This is a genomic window from Paenibacillus pasadenensis DSM 19293, from assembly GCF_000422485.1.
GTDB classification, from domain to species: domain Bacteria; phylum Bacillota; class Bacilli; order Paenibacillales; family Paenibacillaceae; genus Paenibacillus_O; species Paenibacillus_O pasadenensis.
In genome coordinates this window covers 48,138-67,383 of sequence record NZ_AULW01000052.1, presented here as the reverse complement: position 1 = coordinate 67,383, position 19,246 = coordinate 48,138, and the positions used below count along the sequence as shown (strand labels likewise).

At 65.9% G+C, this 19,246-nt stretch carries 17 protein-coding genes; 14 read left to right on the top strand and 3 right to left on the bottom strand.

Annotated elements, in window-relative coordinates; translation table 11 throughout:
• The first annotated feature begins 682 nt into the window (after positions 1 to 682).
• From H582_RS0107920 to H582_RS0107895, 6 genes are all read left to right on the top strand, one after another.
• Positions 683 to 1,624 (top strand): ABC transporter permease, encoded by a 942-nt coding sequence (locus tag H582_RS0107920; RefSeq protein ID WP_028598109.1) that lies wholly within the window; start codon positions 683 to 685, stop codon positions 1,622 to 1,624.
• Between the two features lie 13 nt (positions 1,625 to 1,637).
• Positions 1,638 to 2,519, top strand: coding sequence for a carbohydrate ABC transporter permease (locus tag H582_RS0107915; RefSeq protein WP_028598108.1), 882 nt, complete (start codon positions 1,638 to 1,640; stop codon positions 2,517 to 2,519).
• Positions 2,520 to 2,567: 48 nt separating this feature from the next.
• On the top strand, positions 2,568 to 4,241 hold the full coding sequence (locus tag H582_RS0107910; protein WP_028598107.1) for an extracellular solute-binding protein: 1,674 nt from the start codon (positions 2,568 to 2,570) through the stop codon (positions 4,239 to 4,241).
• 51 nt (positions 4,242 to 4,292) lie between these two features.
• Entirely contained in the window at positions 4,293 to 5,588 is a 1,296-nt protein-coding gene (locus H582_RS0107905; RefSeq protein WP_028598106.1) for a Gfo/Idh/MocA family protein, read from the top strand.
• A 206-nt stretch (positions 5,589 to 5,794) separates the two neighbouring features.
• The gene (locus H582_RS0107900; protein ID WP_052333069.1) at positions 5,795 to 6,337 is read left to right on the top strand and encodes a hypothetical protein; all 543 of its coding nucleotides are present in this window, start codon (positions 5,795 to 5,797) and stop codon (positions 6,335 to 6,337) included.
• Positions 6,338 to 6,760: 423 nt separating this feature from the next.
• The gene (locus H582_RS0107895; RefSeq protein WP_028598104.1) at positions 6,761 to 7,501 is read left to right on the top strand and encodes an SDR family NAD(P)-dependent oxidoreductase; all 741 of its coding nucleotides are present in this window, start codon (positions 6,761 to 6,763) and stop codon (positions 7,499 to 7,501) included.
• Positions 7,502 to 7,597: 96 nt separating this feature from the next.
• On the opposite strand, the gene H582_RS0107890 is transcribed toward H582_RS0107895, so the two are convergent.
• Positions 7,598 to 8,242, bottom strand: coding sequence for a pyroglutamyl-peptidase I (locus H582_RS0107890; protein WP_028598103.1), 645 nt, complete (start codon positions 8,240 to 8,242; stop codon positions 7,598 to 7,600).
• Between the two features lie 367 nt (positions 8,243 to 8,609).
• Here H582_RS0107890 and H582_RS0107885 point away from each other — a divergent pair, with 367 nt between their 5' ends.
• The 3 genes from H582_RS0107885 (at position 8,610) to H582_RS32775 (ending at position 12,593) form a co-directional block, all read left to right on the top strand.
• The gene (locus H582_RS0107885) at positions 8,610 to 9,443 is read left to right on the top strand and encodes an alpha/beta hydrolase (RefSeq protein ID WP_028598102.1); all 834 of its coding nucleotides are present in this window, start codon (positions 8,610 to 8,612) and stop codon (positions 9,441 to 9,443) included.
• Between the two features lie 151 nt (positions 9,444 to 9,594).
• Positions 9,595 to 10,932, top strand: a complete 1,338-nt coding sequence (locus H582_RS29915) for a glycosyltransferase family 2 protein (RefSeq protein WP_052333066.1) — start codon at positions 9,595 to 9,597, stop codon at positions 10,930 to 10,932.
• A complete protein-coding gene (locus H582_RS32775; protein WP_240478967.1) occupies positions 10,929 to 12,593 on the top strand; it encodes a glycosyltransferase family 2 protein in 1,665 nt (554 codons plus the stop codon). The genes H582_RS29915 and H582_RS32775 overlap by 4 nt, the downstream gene beginning before the upstream one ends.
• Positions 12,594 to 12,640: 47 nt before the next feature.
• Here H582_RS32775 and H582_RS0107865 read toward each other — a convergent pair whose 3' ends face one another.
• Positions 12,641 to 13,531, bottom strand: coding sequence for an AraC family transcriptional regulator (locus H582_RS0107865; RefSeq protein WP_028598101.1), 891 nt, complete (start codon positions 13,529 to 13,531; stop codon positions 12,641 to 12,643).
• Between the two features lie 126 nt (positions 13,532 to 13,657).
• Here H582_RS0107865 and H582_RS0107860 point away from each other — a divergent pair, with 126 nt between their 5' ends.
• Positions 13,658 to 14,479, top strand: coding sequence for a phytanoyl-CoA dioxygenase family protein (locus tag H582_RS0107860; protein WP_028598100.1), 822 nt, complete (start codon positions 13,658 to 13,660; stop codon positions 14,477 to 14,479).
• Positions 14,480 to 14,526: 47 nt separating this feature from the next.
• Positions 14,527 to 15,309 carry a sugar phosphate isomerase/epimerase family protein gene (locus H582_RS0107855; RefSeq protein ID WP_028598099.1) on the top strand — a complete coding sequence of 261 codons (783 nt, stop codon included), beginning with the start codon at positions 14,527 to 14,529 and terminating at the stop codon, positions 15,307 to 15,309.
• A gap of 113 nt (positions 15,310 to 15,422) precedes the next feature.
• Here H582_RS0107855 and H582_RS0107850 read toward each other — a convergent pair whose 3' ends face one another.
• Complete coding sequence (locus H582_RS0107850; protein WP_028598098.1) at positions 15,423 to 16,091, bottom strand: class I SAM-dependent methyltransferase; 669 nt, start codon at positions 16,089 to 16,091, stop codon at positions 15,423 to 15,425.
• Positions 16,092 to 16,233: 142 nt separating this feature from the next.
• Between H582_RS0107850 and gpmA the strand changes: the two genes are divergently transcribed.
• The 3 genes from gpmA (at position 16,234) to H582_RS0107835 (ending at position 19,246) form a co-directional block, all read left to right on the top strand.
• On the top strand, positions 16,234 to 16,986 hold the full coding sequence (gpmA, locus tag H582_RS26560; protein ID WP_052333065.1) for a 2,3-diphosphoglycerate-dependent phosphoglycerate mutase: 753 nt from the start codon (positions 16,234 to 16,236) through the stop codon (positions 16,984 to 16,986).
• 242 nt (positions 16,987 to 17,228) lie between these two features.
• A complete protein-coding gene (locus H582_RS0107840; protein WP_028598097.1) occupies positions 17,229 to 18,272 on the top strand; it encodes an ABC transporter substrate-binding protein in 1,044 nt (347 codons plus the stop codon).
• 23 nt (positions 18,273 to 18,295) lie between these two features.
• Positions 18,296 to 19,246 carry an ABC transporter permease gene (locus tag H582_RS0107835; protein WP_043111090.1) on the top strand — a complete coding sequence of 317 codons (951 nt, stop codon included), beginning with the start codon at positions 18,296 to 18,298 and terminating at the stop codon, positions 19,244 to 19,246.

Sequence of the window (19,246 nt, the reverse complement as noted above, 5' to 3'; positions counted from 1 at the left end):
GCTACGATGGAAAAACCGAGCGAAGCGGACCGAAAGGGCCGGGCAGGACGAAAAAACACAAAAAGACGAGGCCAGCCGCCCTGGCCTCGTCTTTTTGTGTTTTGCTCGCAAAGCGTCGGGCGAGAAATCGGCTGGTTTGATCTATATGGGCTCGAATCCAAATTATTTGGATGTGGGAAACCAAAAATTGATCTTGTCGACCGAAAAAAAATCTGATAATCTAAGCATCATATCTTTGGAAGCGCTATCTTTATCTTAAAATCGACAACGAAGTGGCGTTTGGCGGCATCCGATGCAACGAACAAGCTAAACTCTCATTCCAAATCCAATGAATAGTTGGAATCTTTGGTTGACGGTTTGGAGCGAAGCCTGCTACTATCGAGCTGTGTTAGAAAAGCTGACAAATAATTCGCTAAACTACCGTGCTAGGGGGAGAACAGTCGTGGCTAACCTTCAGCAGCAAGCCGGCGCGATGCCTGCGTCGCCACTGGGCCCGCCGCCCGCCCCGTCCGCGCCGCCCGCCGCGCTCGCGGCATCTGCGTCGCCGCCCGCGCCGCCTGCCGCGCTCGCGGCATCTGCGTCGCCGCCCGCGCCGCCTGCCGCGCTCGCGACATCCGCGTCGCCGCCGGGCCCGCCGCCCGCGCCGCCCGCAACCGGCGGGGCGTCCGCGCCTCAGCGGCTTATGCGGCCCCGCCGGCCGCTCGCCCATGCCGGCGGCGGATCGCCGCTCGGCCGCCGGATCGCCCGCAACTGGCAGCTGTACGTCATGATCGCGCCGGTCATCGCCTACTATCTCGTGTTCCATTACGCCCCGATGTACGGCATCCAGATCGCGTTCAAGGACTTCCGCATCAACAAGGGCATCTGGGACAGCCCGTGGGCCGGCTTCAAGCATTTCGAGCGCTTCTTCGACAGCTACTTCTTCGAGCGGCTGCTGACGAACACGCTCGAGCTCGGCGCCTATCTGCTGGCGGTCGGCTTTCCGATCCCGATCCTGCTCGCCCTCCTGCTGAACGAGGCCGGCTCGGAGAGGTTCAAGAAGTTCGTGCAGACGGTCACGTACGCGCCGCACTTCCTCTCGACGGTCGTCGTCGTCGGCATGCTCATGATCTTCCTCAACCCCCGCTACGGCCTCGTCAACACGATGCTCGTCTCGCTCGGAGGCGAATCCGTCAACTTCATGGCCGATCCCGCCTGGTTCAAGACGCTGTACGTGCTCTCCGACGTCTGGCAGACGATGGGCTGGAGCTCGATCATCTACCTGGCCGCGCTCGGCGGCATCGATCCCGCCCTGCACGAGGCGGCCCGCGTCGACGGGGCGAGCCGGCTGCGGCGCATCTGGCACATCAACCTGCCGGGCATCCGCCCGACGATCCTCATCCTGCTCATCCTGAACGTCGGCAGCATCATGTCGATCGGCTTCGAGAAGGTGCTGCTCATGCAGAACAACCTGAACCTCGCGAGCTCGGACATCATCGACACCTATGTGTACCGCAGCGGCATCCTGGACGCGAACTACAGCTTCTCGGCGGCGATCGGACTGTTCAGCGCCGTCATCAACTTCATCCTGCTCGTCACCGTCAATTCGATCGCCCGCCGCGCCGGCGGCAGCAGCCTGTGGTAAGGAGGGAACCGCCATGCCCGCTACCCGCGAGGACAGAGCGTTCGGCATCGTCGTCTACGCCGTGCTCGGCATCGTTTCGCTGATCGTCCTGTATCCCCTGTACTATGTGCTGATCGCTTCCTTCAGCGAGCCGCTCAAGATCATGAACGGCGAGATCTGGCTCTGGCCCAAAGGCTTCACCATCGACTCGTACGCGAAAATTCTGGACAACGACGCGATCCTGCGCGGCTTCCTGAACACGGTGCTCTACACCGTGGCCGGAACCGCCCTCAACCTGACGATGACGGTGCTCGCCGCCTATCCGCTGTCGCGCTCCGACTTCGTCGGCCGCAACCTGTTCATGGGCCTGATGGTGTTCACAATGTTTTTCGGCGGCGGCCTCATCCCGTCGTACCTGCTCATCAAAAACCTCGGCCTGCTCGACACGTTCTGGGTCATGATCCTGCCGGGAGCGGTGTCGATCTGGAACATCATCATCATGCGCACCTACTTCCAGCAGTCGATTCCGCCGGAGATCCAGGAGGCGGCCGTCATCGACGGCTGCTCGAGCTTCGGCACGCTGCTGCGCGTCGTGCTGCCGTTGTCGATGCCGATCCTCGCCGTCACCGTGCTGTTCTATGCGGTCGGCCACTGGAACGCCTTTTTCAACGCGCTGCTCTATTTGTCGGACCGGCCGAAATTCCCGCTGCAGCTCATCCTGCGCGAGATTCTGATCCAAGGCCAGACCGACGACATGGTGCGGGCTTCGACCGAGTCGGCGATCAAGGCGAGGCAGGCGGTCGAAGGCATCAAGTACGCCGTGCTGATCGTCGCGAACATTCCGATGCTGCTGCTCTATCCGTTCCTGCAGCGGTATTTCGTCAAGGGGATTCTGGTCGGCGCCATCAAGGGCTGATCTTCCATATCGATCCATATCGAACGATCAATCGGGAGGGGTAGAAACATGGAGAGAAGCAAACGGAAGCGGACGAAGGGGATGCTGGCGCTGGCGCTCGCGGCGGCAATGCTGGCGGCATGCAGCAACGGCAACGGCGCAGGAAACGCAAGCGGAGGCAGCGGTGAAAACGGCGCAGGCGGAGACGGCGGGGCCAAGTCCGACGCTGCCGCTCCGGCCGGACTGAACGAGAGCGGCTTCCCGATCGTCGGCGAGAAGATCACGGTCAGCGGCTTCGCCGGCAAGTTCATGGCCAACGTCGACTGGAGCACGCTCAAGCTGTGGACCGACTATGAGGCGCGCACGAACATCCATGTGGAATGGGAGACGGTGCAGAAGGACGTGCTCAAGGAGAAGCGCAACCTGCTGCTCGCCGGCGGCAATTATCCGGAGCTGTTTTTCGCCTCGGCTTTTCCAAAGACGGATGTGGCCAAGTACGGCGACCAGGGCGTGTTCCTGCCGCTGAACGATCTGATCGACCGCTACGCCCCGAACTTCAAGGCGCTCATGGAAAAGTACCCGGTCATCAAGCAAGGCATCACGATGCCGGACGGCAACATCTACTCGCTGCCGACGGTGTACGACCCGGAATTCCGCTCCGTCTTCTTCAACACGCCGTGGATCAAGAAGGAGTGGCTCGACAAGCTCGGCGTCGCGGAGCCGGCGAACCTGGAGCAGTTCAAGGAAATGCTGAAGGCGATCAAGACCGGCGATCCGAACGGCAACGGCAAGCCCGACGAGATCGCTTGGGGCGGCGTCGGCACGCTCGGCCTCGTGAACTATCTGAAGGGCGCCTACGGCCTGAACAACCACGGCACGGCCAACCCGTACGTAGACGAGGATCCGGAGGCGGCCGGCAAGATCCGCTTCGTGCCCTCCTCCGAGCGCTACAAGGAGCTGCTGGAGTTCGTGCACGGCCTGTACAAGGACGGCTTGCTGGAGAAGGACATCGCTTCGGTCAAGGCGGAGGAGATCGACGCGAAAGGCGCGGAAGGGCTGCTCGGCGTCGTCGACAACGTCGACCCGGTGGCGATCTACAACCAGCAGGGCTACGTCGGCCTGCCCGTGCTGGAAGGGCCGCACGGCGAGCGGATGTACACGTACCTCGGCGCGCCGCTCGGCAACATCGGCATGTTCGCCTTGACGGACAAGGCGGAGCATCCCGAGGCGATGATCCGCTGGATGGACTATTTTTACGGGGACGAGGGCATCCGCAACTTCTTCATGGGCTGGAAGGACGAGACGTACGTGGAGAACGCGGACGGCAGCGTCGACTACACGGAGGACATCAAGAACAACAAGGACGGGCTCAGCCTCGACCAGGCGGTCAGCCAGTATCTGATCTGGCCGGGCGGCTACTATCCGGGCTTCGTCACGCACAAGTACTTCAAAGGCGCCGAAGGGCTGCCGACCTCGGTCGAGAACTCGAAAAAGGCCGACCCGTACACGCTGCAGGCGGATCAGGTCTGGCCGGGCTTCAACTTCGCCCAAGAGGAGCAGGAGGAGATGGGGACGCTCGGCACGGACATCCAGACGTACGTCGACGAGATGCGCGACAAGTTCATCCTGAATGGAACCGGCGAGTGGGACGCTTATGTCTCGACGCTGGAGAGCATGGGGCTGAAGCGGTACATCGAGATCTACCAGTCCGCCCTCGACCGCACGATCGGCTCGAACGGGTAGGCTTCGGACGCAGGCGGAGCCATCTATATTATAGAAGCAAGGAGAGACAACATGGCACAACTGACGGCTGTATTGATCGGCGCGGGGGCGCGCGGAGCCAAGGGCTACGCTCCTTATGCGCTCGATCGTCCGCATGAGCTGAAGCTGACGGCGGTCGCGGAGCTCGACCCGGTGCGGCTGGAGCGGACCGCCGAGCAGCACGGCGTGCCTCCCGAGGAGCGCTACGCCAGCTGGGAGCCGCTGCTGGACGGACCGCGGAAGGCGGACATCGCCATCATCTGCACGCAGGACCGGATGCACTACGAACCGACGATGCGCGCGCTCGCGGCAGGCTACCACGTGCTGCTGGAGAAGCCGATGTCGCCCGATCCGCTGGAATGCCTCGACATGGAGCAGGCGGCCCGCGACCACGGCCGGCTGCTGACGATCTGCCATGTGCTGCGGTATACGCCGTTCTGGGCGGCGATCAAGAAGCTGATCGCGGACGGGACGATCGGCGAGGTCGCCTCGATCCAGCTCAACGAGAACGTCGGCTACTGGCATATCGCGCACAGCTTCGTGAGGGGCAACTGGAACAACTCCGACAAGGCGAGCCCGATGATCCTCGCCAAGTCCTGCCACGACATGGACGTGCTGAGCTGGCTGATCGACAAGCCCTGCACGAGCGTCAGCTCGTTCGGCTCGCGGATGCATTTCCGCGAGGAGCAGGCGCCGCCGGGCTCGGCGGACCGCTGCCTCGACTGCGCCGTCGAGCCGGACTGCCCTTACTCGGCGACGCGCTTCTACCTGAGCAAGCCGTATATGGGCTGGGCGGGGCATTTTTGCGACGATCTGGAGCGGGAGACGATCCTGCACGGGCTGCGCACGACCGACTACGGCCGCTGCGTCTACCGCAGCGACAACAACGTCGTCGACCATCAGGTCGTGGCGATGGAGTTCGACGGCGGCGCGACGGCGATGTTCAGCATGAGCGGCTTCACGCATGAGCAGGAGCGGCGCATCCAGATCATGGGCACGCGCGGCGAGATCCGCGGCGAGGACGACCTCATCACCGTGTACGACTTTCTGACCGGCCAAAAGACGATCATCCACCCGCCGGTGACCTGGTCCGGCCACGGCGGCGGCGACAGCGGCATCGTGCGCAGCTTCATCGAGGAAGTGCGGAACTACGGCGGGCAGGAAAGCCTGACGTCCGCGGCCGCTTCCGTGCGCAGCCATCTGATGGCGTTCGCGGCGGAGAAATCGCGCCTCTCCGGAGGCGCTCCCGTGCGGCTCGATGAGTATGCGCAGGAGCTGCGCGCGGCCGGAGCGGCCGGGGCGGCTGGAGCGGCTGGAGTTAAGGAGTAGCGGCGGCCGAGGCGAAGGGGGCGGAGGCTCGGCAGGAAGCGGGGCCGGTGCGCGTGCGGAGGCGTGGCAGGAAGCGGGGCGGCGCGCGGGCGGAGACGCGGCAGGAAGGCGGGGCCGGCGCGACGACGGGACGTCCGGGCAGGCGGACATCCCTGACGGGCATCCGGGGGGCAGGCATAGGATGGGAGCAGCAAGCCATTTTGAACATGGAGTTGATTCCTCTGCCCCGCACCCCAGGTCATGTGACCGTCATCATCGAGAAAGACCGCCGCAGAATCGTCGCGAAAGCGCCGCTCGGCGGCATCGACCGCATCGTCTGCGTCATCAACCGCCAGTACACGAACGCCCCGAACACGACCCAGATCGCCAGCGGAGCCGGGCGCAGCAGCGCATCCGGCAGCAACGCGGCGATCGACTCGCCGTGGACGCGCCAGCAGGAGAGCGTCGGCGCCGGCGGCACGGCGCGCAACATCGGGCTGAAGGGCGGCCGCGTCGGCGGCTCCCGGCCGCTGCTGCGCGTGCCGGGCGGCAAGGAGCTGGTCATCGTCATCAATGACCAGATCGTCAAGCTGGCGAAGGGGACGCAGAGCTCCTCCGCCACGCAGATCGCCAGCGGAGCCGGCCGGAGCAGCACGGGCGGCACGAACTCCGCGATCGGCAGCCCCGGCACATGGCAGCAGGACGCGGTCGGCGGCGGCGGCAAGGCCGTCAACAAGCCGAGCTCGCGCAAGCGCCGCAGCATCCGCTGAGCGCGGCGGGCCCGAGGCGGGAAATCCAGGGCAGAAATGTGCCTTGGATTCGATTATCGGGCCGAATTCCTCAATCCAGGGCAGAAATGTGCCTTGGATTCGATTCTCGGGGCCGAATTCCTCAATCCAGGGCAGAAATGTGCCTTGGATTCGTTCTCGGGCCCGAATTCCTCAATCCAAGGCAGAAATGTGCCTTGGATTAAAAATCCGGCCCGACTTCGCCAATCCAAGGCAGTCCTGTGCCTTGGACCCGAGCCAGGAGCTGCCTCGACTTGAGGCAGCTCCTTTCCTTTTTCCGGCGCATCGGTCCGATCTCCAGAGCGGCATCCGTGAATCTGCATAGGAAAAGGAAAGCCGAACCAATCTAGAGAGTGGAACGGGGGCTGCGGCTCCCGCGATCCGATCCGGATGGGAGAGATGGACATGAGGTTCAAGGACAAGGTCGCCGTCGTCACCGGCGGCGCGAGCGGCATCGGAGCCGCTACCGTGCAGAAGTTCGCGGAGGAGGGCGCCAAGGTCGTCATCGCGGACTTCGCCGATCAAGGCCAGGCCGAGGCGGAGCGTCTGAAGGGGCTGGGCCACGAGGCGCTGTTCGTCAAGACGGACGTGACGAGCGAGGAGCAGGTGAAGCGCATGGTCGAAGAGACGGTGCGGACGTTCGGGCGGCTGGACATCCTGTTCGCCAACGCGGGCATCGCCAAGGACGCGCCGGTCGACCAGCTGAGCCATGAGGCTTGGGCGCGGACGATCGACATCAACCTGACGGGCGTCTTCCTGTGCGACAAGTACGCCGTCCAGCAGATGCTGGCGCAGGGCGGCGGCGTCATCGTCAACTGCGGCTCCATCCACAGCCATGTCGGCAAAGGCTCGGTCAGCGCCTACGCGGCCGCCAAGGGCGGCGTGAAGCTGCTGACGCAGTCGATGGCGGCCGACTACGCGGCCCGGGGCATCCGCGTGAACGCCGTCTGCCCGGGCTACATCGACACGCCGCTCATCGGCGGCCGCACGGAGGCGATCACGCAGCATCTCGTATCGCTGCATCCGATGGCGCGGCTCGGCCGTCCGGAGGAGGTCGCGGCGGCGGTGCTGTTCCTCGCCAGCGACGACGCTTCCTTCGTCACCGGAGCGAGCCTGCTCGTCGATGGCGGATATACGGCGGTGTAGCGCGGCAAGGCCATGGCAGCCGGCAAGCGGCAGCGCCATGGACAAAGGGGAGGCGCCGGAACGTTCCGGAGCCTCCCCTTTCGCGCGTCAAGCTGTTCAGGCTCCGCTCCGCTCGTCCAGCTCCGCCAGTGTCTCGGCGATCGCGATGCGCAGCGCGTCATGCAGCATGGACTGGGGCAGCGAGGGCAGGCCGGGCTTGTCCAGCGCCAGCTCCGTCGAGGCGGGGAAATGGATGAAGCCGGCGAGGGCGCCCGACCCGCTGTCGCGGACATGGTCGAGAGCGGCGTACATCGTATTGTTGCAGATGAACAGGCCCGCCGTGTCCGAGATGGAGGCGGGGATGCCCGCCGCTCGCAGCGCCAGCTCGATGCGGCGGATCGGCAGCGTGGCGAACAGGCCGTCCGGCCCGCCCGCCCGGATCGGCTCGTCCTGCGGGCGATTGCCGTCGTTGTCGCCAAAAGCGGCGCCGGCGGGCACGTCCATCGCGTTGACGGCGATCCGCTCCGGCGTGACGGCCGCGCGTCCGGCGGCCAGGCCGCAGCAGAGGACGGCGTCCGGCTGCAGGCGGTCGATTTCCCGCTTGAGCCGCTCGGCGCACTCGCCGAAGACGACCGGCAGCAGCAGCGTATGGATGGCGGCGCCGGGGAACGATTCCTCGCGGATGGACGCCATCAGTGCCTCGGTCGGGTTGATGCGGCTGCCCCCGAAGGGCTCGAAGCCGGTAATAAGCAGGTTTCTCATGGAGGGAAAGGCTCCTTTTCGCTCGCGGCCGCAGCCGCAGGTTCTCTAGGGCGTGTTTGCCACCTCCGAAGGAAGCCGATATTGCCGAATTTTTGATCCCTGCGAGGAACGTAGGCGAAGGCGTACCGGGGGTACGTCGAGCCTGCGTGACGAAGCAGGGGGCAAAAAGGCGGTGATAGATGCCCCTGAGCGGGTTTGCAAACACGCCCTAGCTTCACAGGCTATGGGCGACGAATCTTCTCTCGCCATTATTTCATGCCTGTCCGGCCGGGGCCAAGCCCTTTTTTCGCCGCACGGCAACAGAGCGTCCTGCATACAGGGTAATAGGAAGAAAAGGCAAACCGAAACGTCAAAGGAGGAAGGATCAATGTCCTACGAGGAGCTGAGCTGGAAAAGCCGCGACGGCGTCAGCATCTACGGCTGCCGCTGGATGCCGGAGGGCGAGCCGGTCGCCGCTGTCGGCATCGTGCACGGGCTGGGCGAGCATTGCGGCGCCTACGCGCATGTGGCTTCGTTCTTCACGGAGCGCGGCTTCGCGGTGATCGCCTTCGACCAGCGGGGGCATGGCCGGACAGAAGGCCGGCGCGGCGACTGCCCCGGCTACGACGCGCTGCTGGAGCCCGTGGAACGGATCGTCGAGGACATGCAGCGCCGCTGGCCGGGGCTGCCGCGGTTCCTGTTCTGCCACAGCATGGGCGGAAATGTAGCGCTCAACTTCATGCTGCGCCGCCGCCCGCCGCTCGCCGGAGCCGTCGTGGCGGGACCGTGGCTGAAGCTGGCTCCGGCGCCGCCGCCGGCAAAGCTGCTGTGGGGCCGCCTCCGCGAGCGCATGCAGCCCGGCTATCGCCTGGTCGGCGCGAACCGCCGGGGCACCTCCGACCCGGACATGCAGCGCCGCTATGACGAGGATCCGCTGCGGCACGGACGGATCACGCTGCGCACGTTCGCCGCCGTCAGCCAGGCGGGCCGCTGGGCGCTGAGCCACGCGCCGGAGCTGAGCGTGCCGCTGCTGCTCATGCACGGCGGGTCCGACCGCATCACGTCGCCGCGGGCGAGCCGGCGCTTCGCGCAGCGTGCGGGAGAGCGCTGCTCCTACCGCGAATGGCCGGGCTTCCGGCATGAGCTGCATGCCGAGGCGGGCCGGCAGGAGGTGCTCGCCTGCGCCGCCGACTGGATGCTGGGACGCTGCGGCAATAGCTGACAGCCTGTTGTCAGGGACGATCCGTCAGCTCCAATCCCACGAAAAGGTCGGCTCGGCCGCCAAATGGCCGCCTTGCTGAACGAGCGGAGATCGATCGTCATGCCGCCTTTCCAAGCCTCATATAGATGAGGCAGAGGAGGCGGCTTTTGCTATGAAGACAAGCATCGTCATACTGACGCACAACCAGCTGGACTATACGCTCCGCTGCCTGGAGAGCGTGCAGGCGCATACGTCCGACTACGAGCTCATCGTCGTCGACAACGGCTCGACGGACGGCACGGCGGAGCTGCTCCGGCAGAGCGGCTTCAAGACAGAGCTCAACCGCCGCAACGAAGGCTTCGCCAAGGGCTGCAACCAGGGGCTGGCGCTGGCCGAGGGCGACAACGTGCTGTTCCTCAACAACGACACCGTCGTCACGGCCGGCTGGCTGGAGGCGATGGAAAGGCTGCTCGAGCGGGAGCCGCTATGCGGCATGGTCGGTCCGGTCTCGAATTACGTCAGCGGCCCGCAGCGGGTCGACGCCCCGTACGGCCCGGGCATCGACGGCCTGGAGCCGTTCGCGGCGCAGCGCGCGGCCGGCTGGCGCGGACGCAGCTGGGAGCTGCCGCGGCTCGTCGGGTTCTGCCTGCTGCTGCGGCGCCGGCTGGCGCTGGAGATGGGAGGCTTCGACGAAGGCTACGGCCTCGGCAACTACGAGGACGACGATCTGTGCCTGCGGCTGCGGCGCGACGGCTGGCGGCTGCTCGTCGCCTGCGATTCGTTCGTGCATCATTACGGGCATGTGACGATGAACGCGCTGGGGGATCAGGGCTTGAGCATGCTGCTGGAGCAGGGCCGCCGGGTGGCGCGGGCCAAGTGGGGAGAGGATCCGGTCGAGCTGCTGTACCGGCGGACGCCGGCCGTCAGCTGCTCGATCGGCATCGGCGGCGAGGCGGACGAGGCGGCGCTCGACGCGACGCTCGCCTCCATCCGCGGACTGGCGGACGAGATCCTGCTCGTCCATCACGGCCGCGAGGGCTGGGAACGGACGGCGCGGCTCGGCCGCGAGCGCGACCTCAAGACGGTGCGCGCCGAGCTCGGCGAGCCGGCCGGAGCGAGGGCCGCGCTGGAGGAGTCCGGGCGCGAGCATGCGCTGTGGCTGCGCGCCGGCGAGGAGCTCGCGCCGGAGGAGGCGCGCCGGCTGCTGGCCCGGCTGCGGCGGCCGGAGGAGCCGCTGGCGGCGATCGAGCCGGTGCGGCTGCGGGTCCCGGCGGCGCAGCCGGGGGCGGCCGGGCGCGAGGAGCAGCGGGACGCGGCGGAGCGTACGGGAGCGGCCGGGCGCGAGGGGATGCAGGTACTGGCGGCGCAGCCGGAGGCGGCCGAGGCGGTCCAGCCGACACGGCTGCGGGACGCGGCGGCCAGCCGCCTGGTCCTCGCGTCGGCGCGTCCGCGCTGGGACGCCGCCGCCGGCGGGTACGCCGCGCCGCTGGCGAGCGGAGGCGCGCCATGACGCTGGCGAGGCCGACCGGCGGCGGTCCGGCTCCGGTGCTGCGGCCCGGTGTCACCTTTGAGACGAAGTGCTACGAGCGGGACTGGCGCGAGCTGCTGCTGACCGACCGCCTGAGCCGGGCGATCGCGCAGCATCGGTTTCCGTTTGCCGAGCGGATCCTGTACGTCAACAATGTCGAACGGCCCGAGCTCGTCCTCCGCCATGCGCGGCGGCTCGTCGACGAAGGCGTGCTGACGGACTGCGTGCTCGTCGACGAGCATAGCGAGGAGGCGCTGCTCTTTTTCGGCCTGACGGAGGAGGACTTCCAGGGAGGCTATCGCTACTCGATCGCCGAGCTGGTCGCCCTTTATCGCTGCCGCACGGAATATCTGCTCCATTATGCGGGCGACTGCATGCTGGAGGAGCCGACCGACTGGCTGCGGCCGTGCCTGGAGCGGATGCGGCTGCAGCGGTCGATCGTCGCGGCGAATCCGGTGCCGAACGGGCGGATGGACGAAGCGGCGCGGGAGGCGCTGCTGACCGACGGCGACTTCCATCTCGGCTATGGCTTCTCCGACCAGTGCTACCTCGTGCGGACGCTCGATTTTCGCGCGCGCATCTACGGGGAGCGCCATCCGGCATCGGAGCGGTACCCGGCTTACGGCGGAGAGCTGTTCGAAAAAAGGGTCGATGCCTGGATGCGCGTATCGGGCTTCATGCGGCTTACGTGGAGGAGGGGCAGCTACTGGCATCGCACGCTGCGCAGCTCCGAGCCGGAGCTGGACCTGTCGGCCCCGGCCTTGGCCTGCTACCGCGCCGGAGCGAAGGCGATGGAGGAGCTTGACTACGAGAGCGCGTCGGTCTGGCTCCGTCTCGCCGAGCTCGCCGTCTCCTGCGAGCGCCAGCTCGGAAGACGGCTGGATCCGGATCTGCGCTGGCTGCCGAGGCTTCAGCTGGCGGTCTGCGACGACCGACTCGGCCGGCCGGAGCTGGCCTGGCTCAGCAACGAAGCGGCGGCGGTCCACGCGCCGCCGGGGCAGCGCAGCATCGAGGCCAATCGGGAGATGATGGCGGAGCGCATGAGCGGGGGCGGCTCGGAGCAGCCGCTGCTGTCCGTGCTGATTCCCTCGCTGCCGGAGCGGAGCGCCTCGCTGTCCGTCCTGCTGGAGCGGCTGCGGGCCCAGGCGCACGGACGTCCGGTGGAGCTGCTGGCGCTGACGGACAACCGGCTGCGGACGACCGGAGCCAAGCGCAACGCGCTGCTGGAGCTCGCCCAAGGGAAGTTCGTCGCCTTCGTCGACGACGACGACCGGATCGCCGACGGCTATGCCGAGCGGCTGCTCGCGGCGATCCGCAGCGAGCCGGACGCGGACTGCATCGTGTTCGACGTGCGGGTGCACGCGGACGGATCGCCTTCCCGCCTATGCCGGTACGGAATCGAGCTGGATCATGGCAGCGACGCGGAGGGGTATACCCGCAAGCCCAACCATCTGATGGCCTACCGCCGGGAGCTGGCGCTGCGGCATCGGTACCTGGACATCGGCTACGGCGAGGATGACGAATGGGCTGCGCGCGCCAGCGCCGACATCGTGGTCCAGCATCGGATCGAGGCGGTGCTCTACGAGTACGATTGGGCGCCCAAGCCGCTGTCCTGGTACGGAGCCGCCCGCTCGCCGTCTTGAGCGCGCGGCCTCGGTCCGGGCCGTATGCTGGCGCCCCTCGGCGCTCCTCATTCCGGCGGGCCGGCTTTTCGGCTCTGCTCGCGGTAAGCGCCGGGCGAGGCGCCCATCCGCGCCCGGAAAGCATGATGGAAGTGGCTGAGGCTCGAAAATCCGCAATAATCCGCGATTTGGGACGCGGTATGGTCCGAGCCGGCGAGCAGCTCCCGCGCATGCTCGAGCCGCAGCTCCATCAGATAGCGATGGGGCGGAAGCCCGAAGCGCTCGCGGAAGACGGCCCGGAAGCGGGACGTCGACAGATGGGCGCGCCGGGCCAGCTCCTCGATGTCCAGCGGGTCGGCCAGATGGAAGGAGAAGTAGGACGGAATCCAGTCCAGCTGAGGGCGGCCCGGCTTGGAAGCGGCGGGATGCGCGTGATCCTGCAAGACGAGGTGCACGAGCCGGGTGGCCGCCGCTTGCGCCTTCAGCTTGGACAGCGGGTCGCGGTCCTGCCAGCTTTCCACCATCTCGAGAAGGAGATGCCGGTAGAGATGGGGCTTCTGCGGCTGCAGCAGGACGGGGATGGCGATGCCGTCGAAGTCGTTCAGCCTCGGCTGCATCAGGTGGGCAAATGAAGCGAGGTCCAGCTGGCCCGGCCGCGTAGGAAAGCTTTTTTCCCGTTGGGGCTCATAGAAGATATCCATATGCGCAAAAGGCGTCTCGTTGGCCCCGTCCGCCCTCAGATCGTGGACCGTGCCCGGCTGGAGCAGGCAGAACTGGCCTTCCTCGAACCGATGGCTCGTCCCGTCGGCCACGACATGGAGCTCGCCCTTGCGGATGTAGATGAACAGGTAGTCGAGCAGCTTGCGGAAGGGGAAATAATATGCCGGGCGGACGGCGAAGTCGCTTTCCCGGATGTAGGGGACGATCGGAAGGGCGGCGGAGTCGGGAAGCAGGTCCATGGCGGCTCCTTTCGCAAGTCAGTCATTTTAGGCAACTCCAATCATCATGCCATGCACATACAGGAAAGTAAAATCGCGATAAACTCCTTTATGAAAGCGATTTTACCGATAAGGAGCGCGAAAGCCATGAGCATAGGGAACCAACTTCCGGAGCTGAACGACACGGTGGAGCTGTCTGCCGCCGAGCGGGAAGGCTATCTTCGCGACGGTCATGCGATCATCCGGCAGCTGGCGCGGCCGGACGAGATCGCCGCCTACCGCGAGGTGATCGGCGAGGTCGTGCGGGAGCACAACTATCACACCAAGCCGCTGGAGGAGCGCGATACGTACGGCAAGGCCTTCATCCAGATCGGCAACGTCTGGGAGCTGAGCGAGGCGGCTCGAAGGTTCGTGTTCGCCCGCCGCTTCGCCAAAGCCGCCGCCGACCTGATGGGCGTGCCTGCGGTGCGCATCTATCATGACCAGGCCTTGTTCAAGGAGCCGGGCGGCGGGCATACGCCCTGGCATCAGGATCAGATCTACTGGCCGCTCGATACGGACAAGACGATCACGCTCTGGATGCCGCTCGTACCGGTGCCCGAGGAGGTCGGCTCGATGACCTTCGTGTCGGGCTCCCACAACAACGGCTACATTTCCAAGCAGGAGATATCGGACGAGTCGCATCGGACGCTGAAGGCCTATATCGAGCAAAAAGGACTGCCGCAGATCAACTACGGCGCGATGGCGGCAGGCGACGCCACGTTCCACGCCGGCTGGACGCTGCACAGCGCGCCGGGCAACCCGACGAGCCTCATGCGCGAGGTCATGACCGTCATCTACATCGCCGACGGGCTGACGATCGCCGAGCCGGACAGCGGCGCGCGCCGGAGCGATCTGGCCCGCTGGTTCCCCGAGCTCTCGCCGGGAGATGCCGCCGCGAGCCGGCTCAACCCGATTTTGTATCCGTAATCAAGCCGGCCGCAGCCGGACTCAAAGGCGTAGAAAGGGGAAAGCCGATGAAGCTGCTGTTTTTCAAGGCGCTGTGGGGGATGGAGGGGACGCTGGAGGACAAGCTGTCCCGTGCCGCCGCCCATGGCTATGCGGGGGTCGAGATGCCTCTGCCGCCGGTCGGAGAGGAGGCGCTGCTGGAGCGGCACGGACTGCAGCTGATCGTGCAGCTGTTCACGGACGGCGATCATGTCGCCTCGTTCCGGCAGCAGATGGAGCGGGCGGCGGCGTTCCGGCCGGCGGCGATCGTGTCGCACAGCGCGCGCGACGCCATGCCGGAGGAGGAGCAGGACCGCTTTTTCGACGCGGCGCTGGAGATCGAGCGGCGGCATGGAGCGGCCGTCTGCCATGAGACGCATCGCGGGCGCGCGATGTTCACGCCGTGGACGACGTCGCGGCTGCTGCGCAAGTTTCCCGAGCTGAAGCTGGCGGCCGACTTCAGCCACTGGATGGCCGTATGCGAGTCGCATCTGGAGAATCAGCAGGACCATCTCGAGCAGGCGATCGCCCGCTCCTTCCATATCCATGGGCGGATCGGCCATCCCCAAGGCCCGCAGGTGCCGCATCCCGCCGCGCCGGAATACGCCCGCGAGCTGGAGCTGTTCACGGGCTGGTGGCGGGACATCGCGGCCGTCCGGAGAGCTGCCGACAGCCCGCAGCTTACGTTCACGGCGGAGTTCGGCCCGCCCGGCTACTTGCCGACGCTCCCTTTCACCCGGCAGCCGGTGGCCGACCTGTGGGAGCTCAACGAATGGATGCGGGAGCATGCCCGCGAGCGGCTGCAGGGCTGAGCGTTTCGGAGCCTGCCGCGCGCCGCGCGTCTGCCCTTTTGCGGCAAAATCGCGTTTCCTCCGGTCCCGGACCGGAGGAAACGCGATTTTTTTGCTGATGCCGGATGCCGGCATCAGCCGCGGGTATAATGCGCCTGCAGCTCCGCGAGCCGGCCGCGCAGCAGCCCGATCGCGGGATGCTCTCCTTTCGGAGCGGCGACGCCGAGTCCGGCCGAGTGGCCGAACGATACGGACGGGCAGCCCGCGGCCAGCTCCGCCCACCATTTCCACACGCCGAAGTCGCCGATCCTCACCTCGATGTCATGCAGCAGCAGCAGCCCGCCGGGAGCGAGCTTGGGCAGCCACGTCTCGCAGTCGTGGCGGACGGCCTCGTACGTGTGGAGCCCGTCGATATGCAGGATGTCGATGGAGTCGTCGGCGAACCGGCCGCACGCCTCGTCGAACGAAGCGCGGACGAGCCGGGCGCCCGGATAGAGGGCGGCGGCGCGGCTGGCGAGCTCATAGACGCCGTGGCCGTAGCGGCCGGCATGGGCATCGCCTTCCCATGTATCGACGGCATGCAGCGCCGTATCCGCGAGCCCGAGATCCTTGGCCGCCTGGCAAAAGCTGAAAAAGGATGCTCCGTAATGGGTGCCGAGCTCGACGACGGCGGCCGGGCGCAGGTTGGCGACGAGGTCGTAGCCGAAGGCGAGATGGCCGCGCCAGGCGGACTCGCTGCGGAACAGGGGCGAGAGCCTTTCAAACTCAAAATCGGGCTCGTGCAGCGTCCAGGTTTCCTTCATGGCTTCAGGCTCCTTTCGCGTGGAGACGCTGCTTCTACCGTATGAAGGAAATCCCCCGGGTAGACGGGGATTGGTCTCATTCCGCCCGGGACGGGTAAACTGAAAGAGAGAGCCGATACAGAAGGAAGGAGGCGGCCTGTAAGTGATCAAAATCGTGCTTGTCCGCCATGGGCAAAGCGAGTACAACGAGCAGAACCGGTTCACCGGCTGGACCGACGTCGATCTGACCGAGCGGGGCAAGGAGGAGGCGAGGAGAGCGGGAGCGATCCTCCGCCAGAACAAGTTCGTCTTCGACATCGCCTGCACGTCGGTGCTGAAGCGGGCGATCCGCACGCTCTGGATCATGCAGGACGAGATGGGGCTGCTGTGGATTCCGACCGACAAGACGTGGATGCTCAACGAGCGCCATTACGGCGCCCTGCAGGGGCTCAACAAGGAGGAGACGGCCCGCAAGTACGGGGAGGAGCAGGTGCATCTGTGGCGGCGCTCGGTGAGCGTGCGTCCTCCCGCGCTGGACAAGTCCGATCCGAGGTACGAGGGGACGGATCCGAAGTACAAGGCGATCGCGGACCGGGTGCCGGTGACGGAGAACCTCGACGACACGGAAGAGCGGGTGCTCGCCTACTGGCGGGAAAAGGTGGAGCCGTCGCTGCACGAGAACCGGCGGGTGCTGCTCGTCGCGCACGGCAATACGATCCGCGCGCTCGTCCGCTACCTGGACGACATCCCGGGCGACGGCATCGCGACGCTCAACATTCCGACCGGCACGCCGCTCGTCTACGAGCTGGATGACAGCCTGCGGCCGATCCGCCATTATTATTTGGAGGAAAACGAGCGCAAGGTGCGCAGCGACGCCGAGGCGGCAGAGGGAGCGCCGGACGTGCGCTCCGAATGATTGGCCGCGAAGCGGGAAGGCCGGGCCGGCCTTCCCGCTTTTTTGCCGCGCGCCGGCGGATCATCCGGACAGGGCGTTGCTCCTGCTCCGAACCGACGCTTCGACCCGCTTGGGCAGTCATGCTTTAATTGACGAATGGAACAAAGGGACTTAAACTGGTGGTACTGAGTTTTACATTTGGTAAAGTTATTGGTGAAAAAATGCTTGTCCTTTCCATTTCATACACGAAAAGGGGATCTGAAATGAACAAGAGAATGTTGGCGGCGGCACTCGTGTCGCTCGCGCTCGTCGCCTCCGGCTGCGGCGCCAAATCGAGCAACGAGGGCGGCGCGGCGAGCCCGGCTCCGACGGCGGCGGCAAACGCCGACGGCAAGTCCTATACGATCGCGATCTCGCAGATCGTCGAGCACCCGTCGCTCGACGCGACGCGCCAAGGCTTCCTTGACGCGCTCAAGGACGCGGGCATCGTCGAGGGCGACAACCTCAAGGTCGACTTCGACTCGGCCCAGGGCGACCAGAGCAACAACCTTTCGATCGCGCAGAAGATCGCCGGCAGCAAGGCGGATCTGGCGCTCGGCATCGCGACGCCGTCGGCGCAGGCGCTCGTGGAGAACGTGACCGCGATCCCGGTGCTGTTCGCCGCCGTCACCGATCCGGTCGCCTCCGAGATCGTGCCGAGCCTGGACAAGCCGGGCGGCAACGTCACCGGCGCCTCCGATACGAATCCGGCGGCAGTCGTGCAGCTGATGGACTTCATCGCCTCCGACTTCCCGAACGTGAAGAGCGTCGGCATGGTCATCAACGAGGGCGAGTCCAACGCGGTCATCATGGCCGACAACGCCGAGCAGGCGCTCGCCAAGCATGACATCAAGCTGGTCAAGGCGCCCGTTACGAACACCTCCGAGGTGAAGCAGGCCGCCGAATCGCTCATCGGCAAGGCCGACGCGCTGTTCATCGCCCTCGACAACATGGTCGTCAGCGGCGTGGACTCCATCATCGAGGTGGCGAACGCGAACAAGCTTCCGTTCTTCTCCAGCGACCGCGACACGGTCGAAAAGGGCGCCTTCGCCACGGTCGGCTTCAAATACTACGACCACGGCTACCAGGTCGGCCAAATGGCCGCCGAGGTGCTCAAGGACGGCAAAAATCCCGGCGACATGCCGGTCAAGATGCAAGAGAAGCTTGATCTGATCCTCAACCTCAAAGCCGCCGAAGCCCAAGGCATCGCGGTGACCGACGCGATGAAGGGCCAAGTGAAGGATCAAGAAACCAATATTATTCAATAAGAGGTGTTTCTGCCGTGGCGATCATGTCCCTCGTCTCCTTCAACGGAGCGCTTGAGCTCGGACTCATCTATGCCTTGATGGCGCTCGGGGTCTACATCACGTACCGCATCCTTGATTTTCCCGATCTGACCGTGGACGGCAGCTTCACGACCGGAGCCGCCATCTCGGTGCTGATGATCAGCCACGGGCAATCGCCCCTGCTGGCGACGCTCGCCGGCATGGCGGGGGGCATGGCGGCAGGCGCCTGCACGGGCCTGCTTCATACGAAGGGCAAGATCAACGGCCTGCTGGCCGGCATCCTCATGATGATCGCCCTGTACAGCATCAACCTGCGCATCATGGGCAAGCCGAACCTGCCGGTCAAGGTCCAGGACAGCCTGTTCGGCGGCTTCATCAAGTCCGATGCCTGGACGATCGGCGGCATCTCGTGGCTGTATCTGGCGATGCTCGCCGTCGTCGCGGGCCTCGTCTGGCTGCTGCTGTTCGCCTTCCTCAAGACCGACCTGGGCCTGTCGCTGCGCGCGACCGGCGACAACAAGCGCATGATCCGCAGCTTCGGCGGCAACACCGACCGGACGACGATCATCGGCGTCAGCCTCTCCAACGGGCTCGTCGCGCTCTCCGGGGCGCTGATCGCCCAGGATGCCGGCTTCGCCGACATCAGCATGGGCATCGGCATGATCGTCATCGGCCTGGCGTCGGTCATCATCGGCGAGGCGATCTTCGGCGCTCGCGGCGTGCTCGGCACGACGCTCGCCGTCGTCGTCGGCGCGGTCGTCTACCGCGTCGTCATCGCGGCCGCGCTGAACGCGGACTGGCTCCATCTCAAAAGCTCCGACCTCAAGATCATTACGGCGGCCATCGTCATCGTGGCGCTCGTCGTGCCGACGGCCAACCGCGCGCTCAAGCAGCGGCGCCAGGCGCGGCGCCGCACGGCGGAGATCGCCTCCGCCTCGGCCAAGGGAGGGAAATGA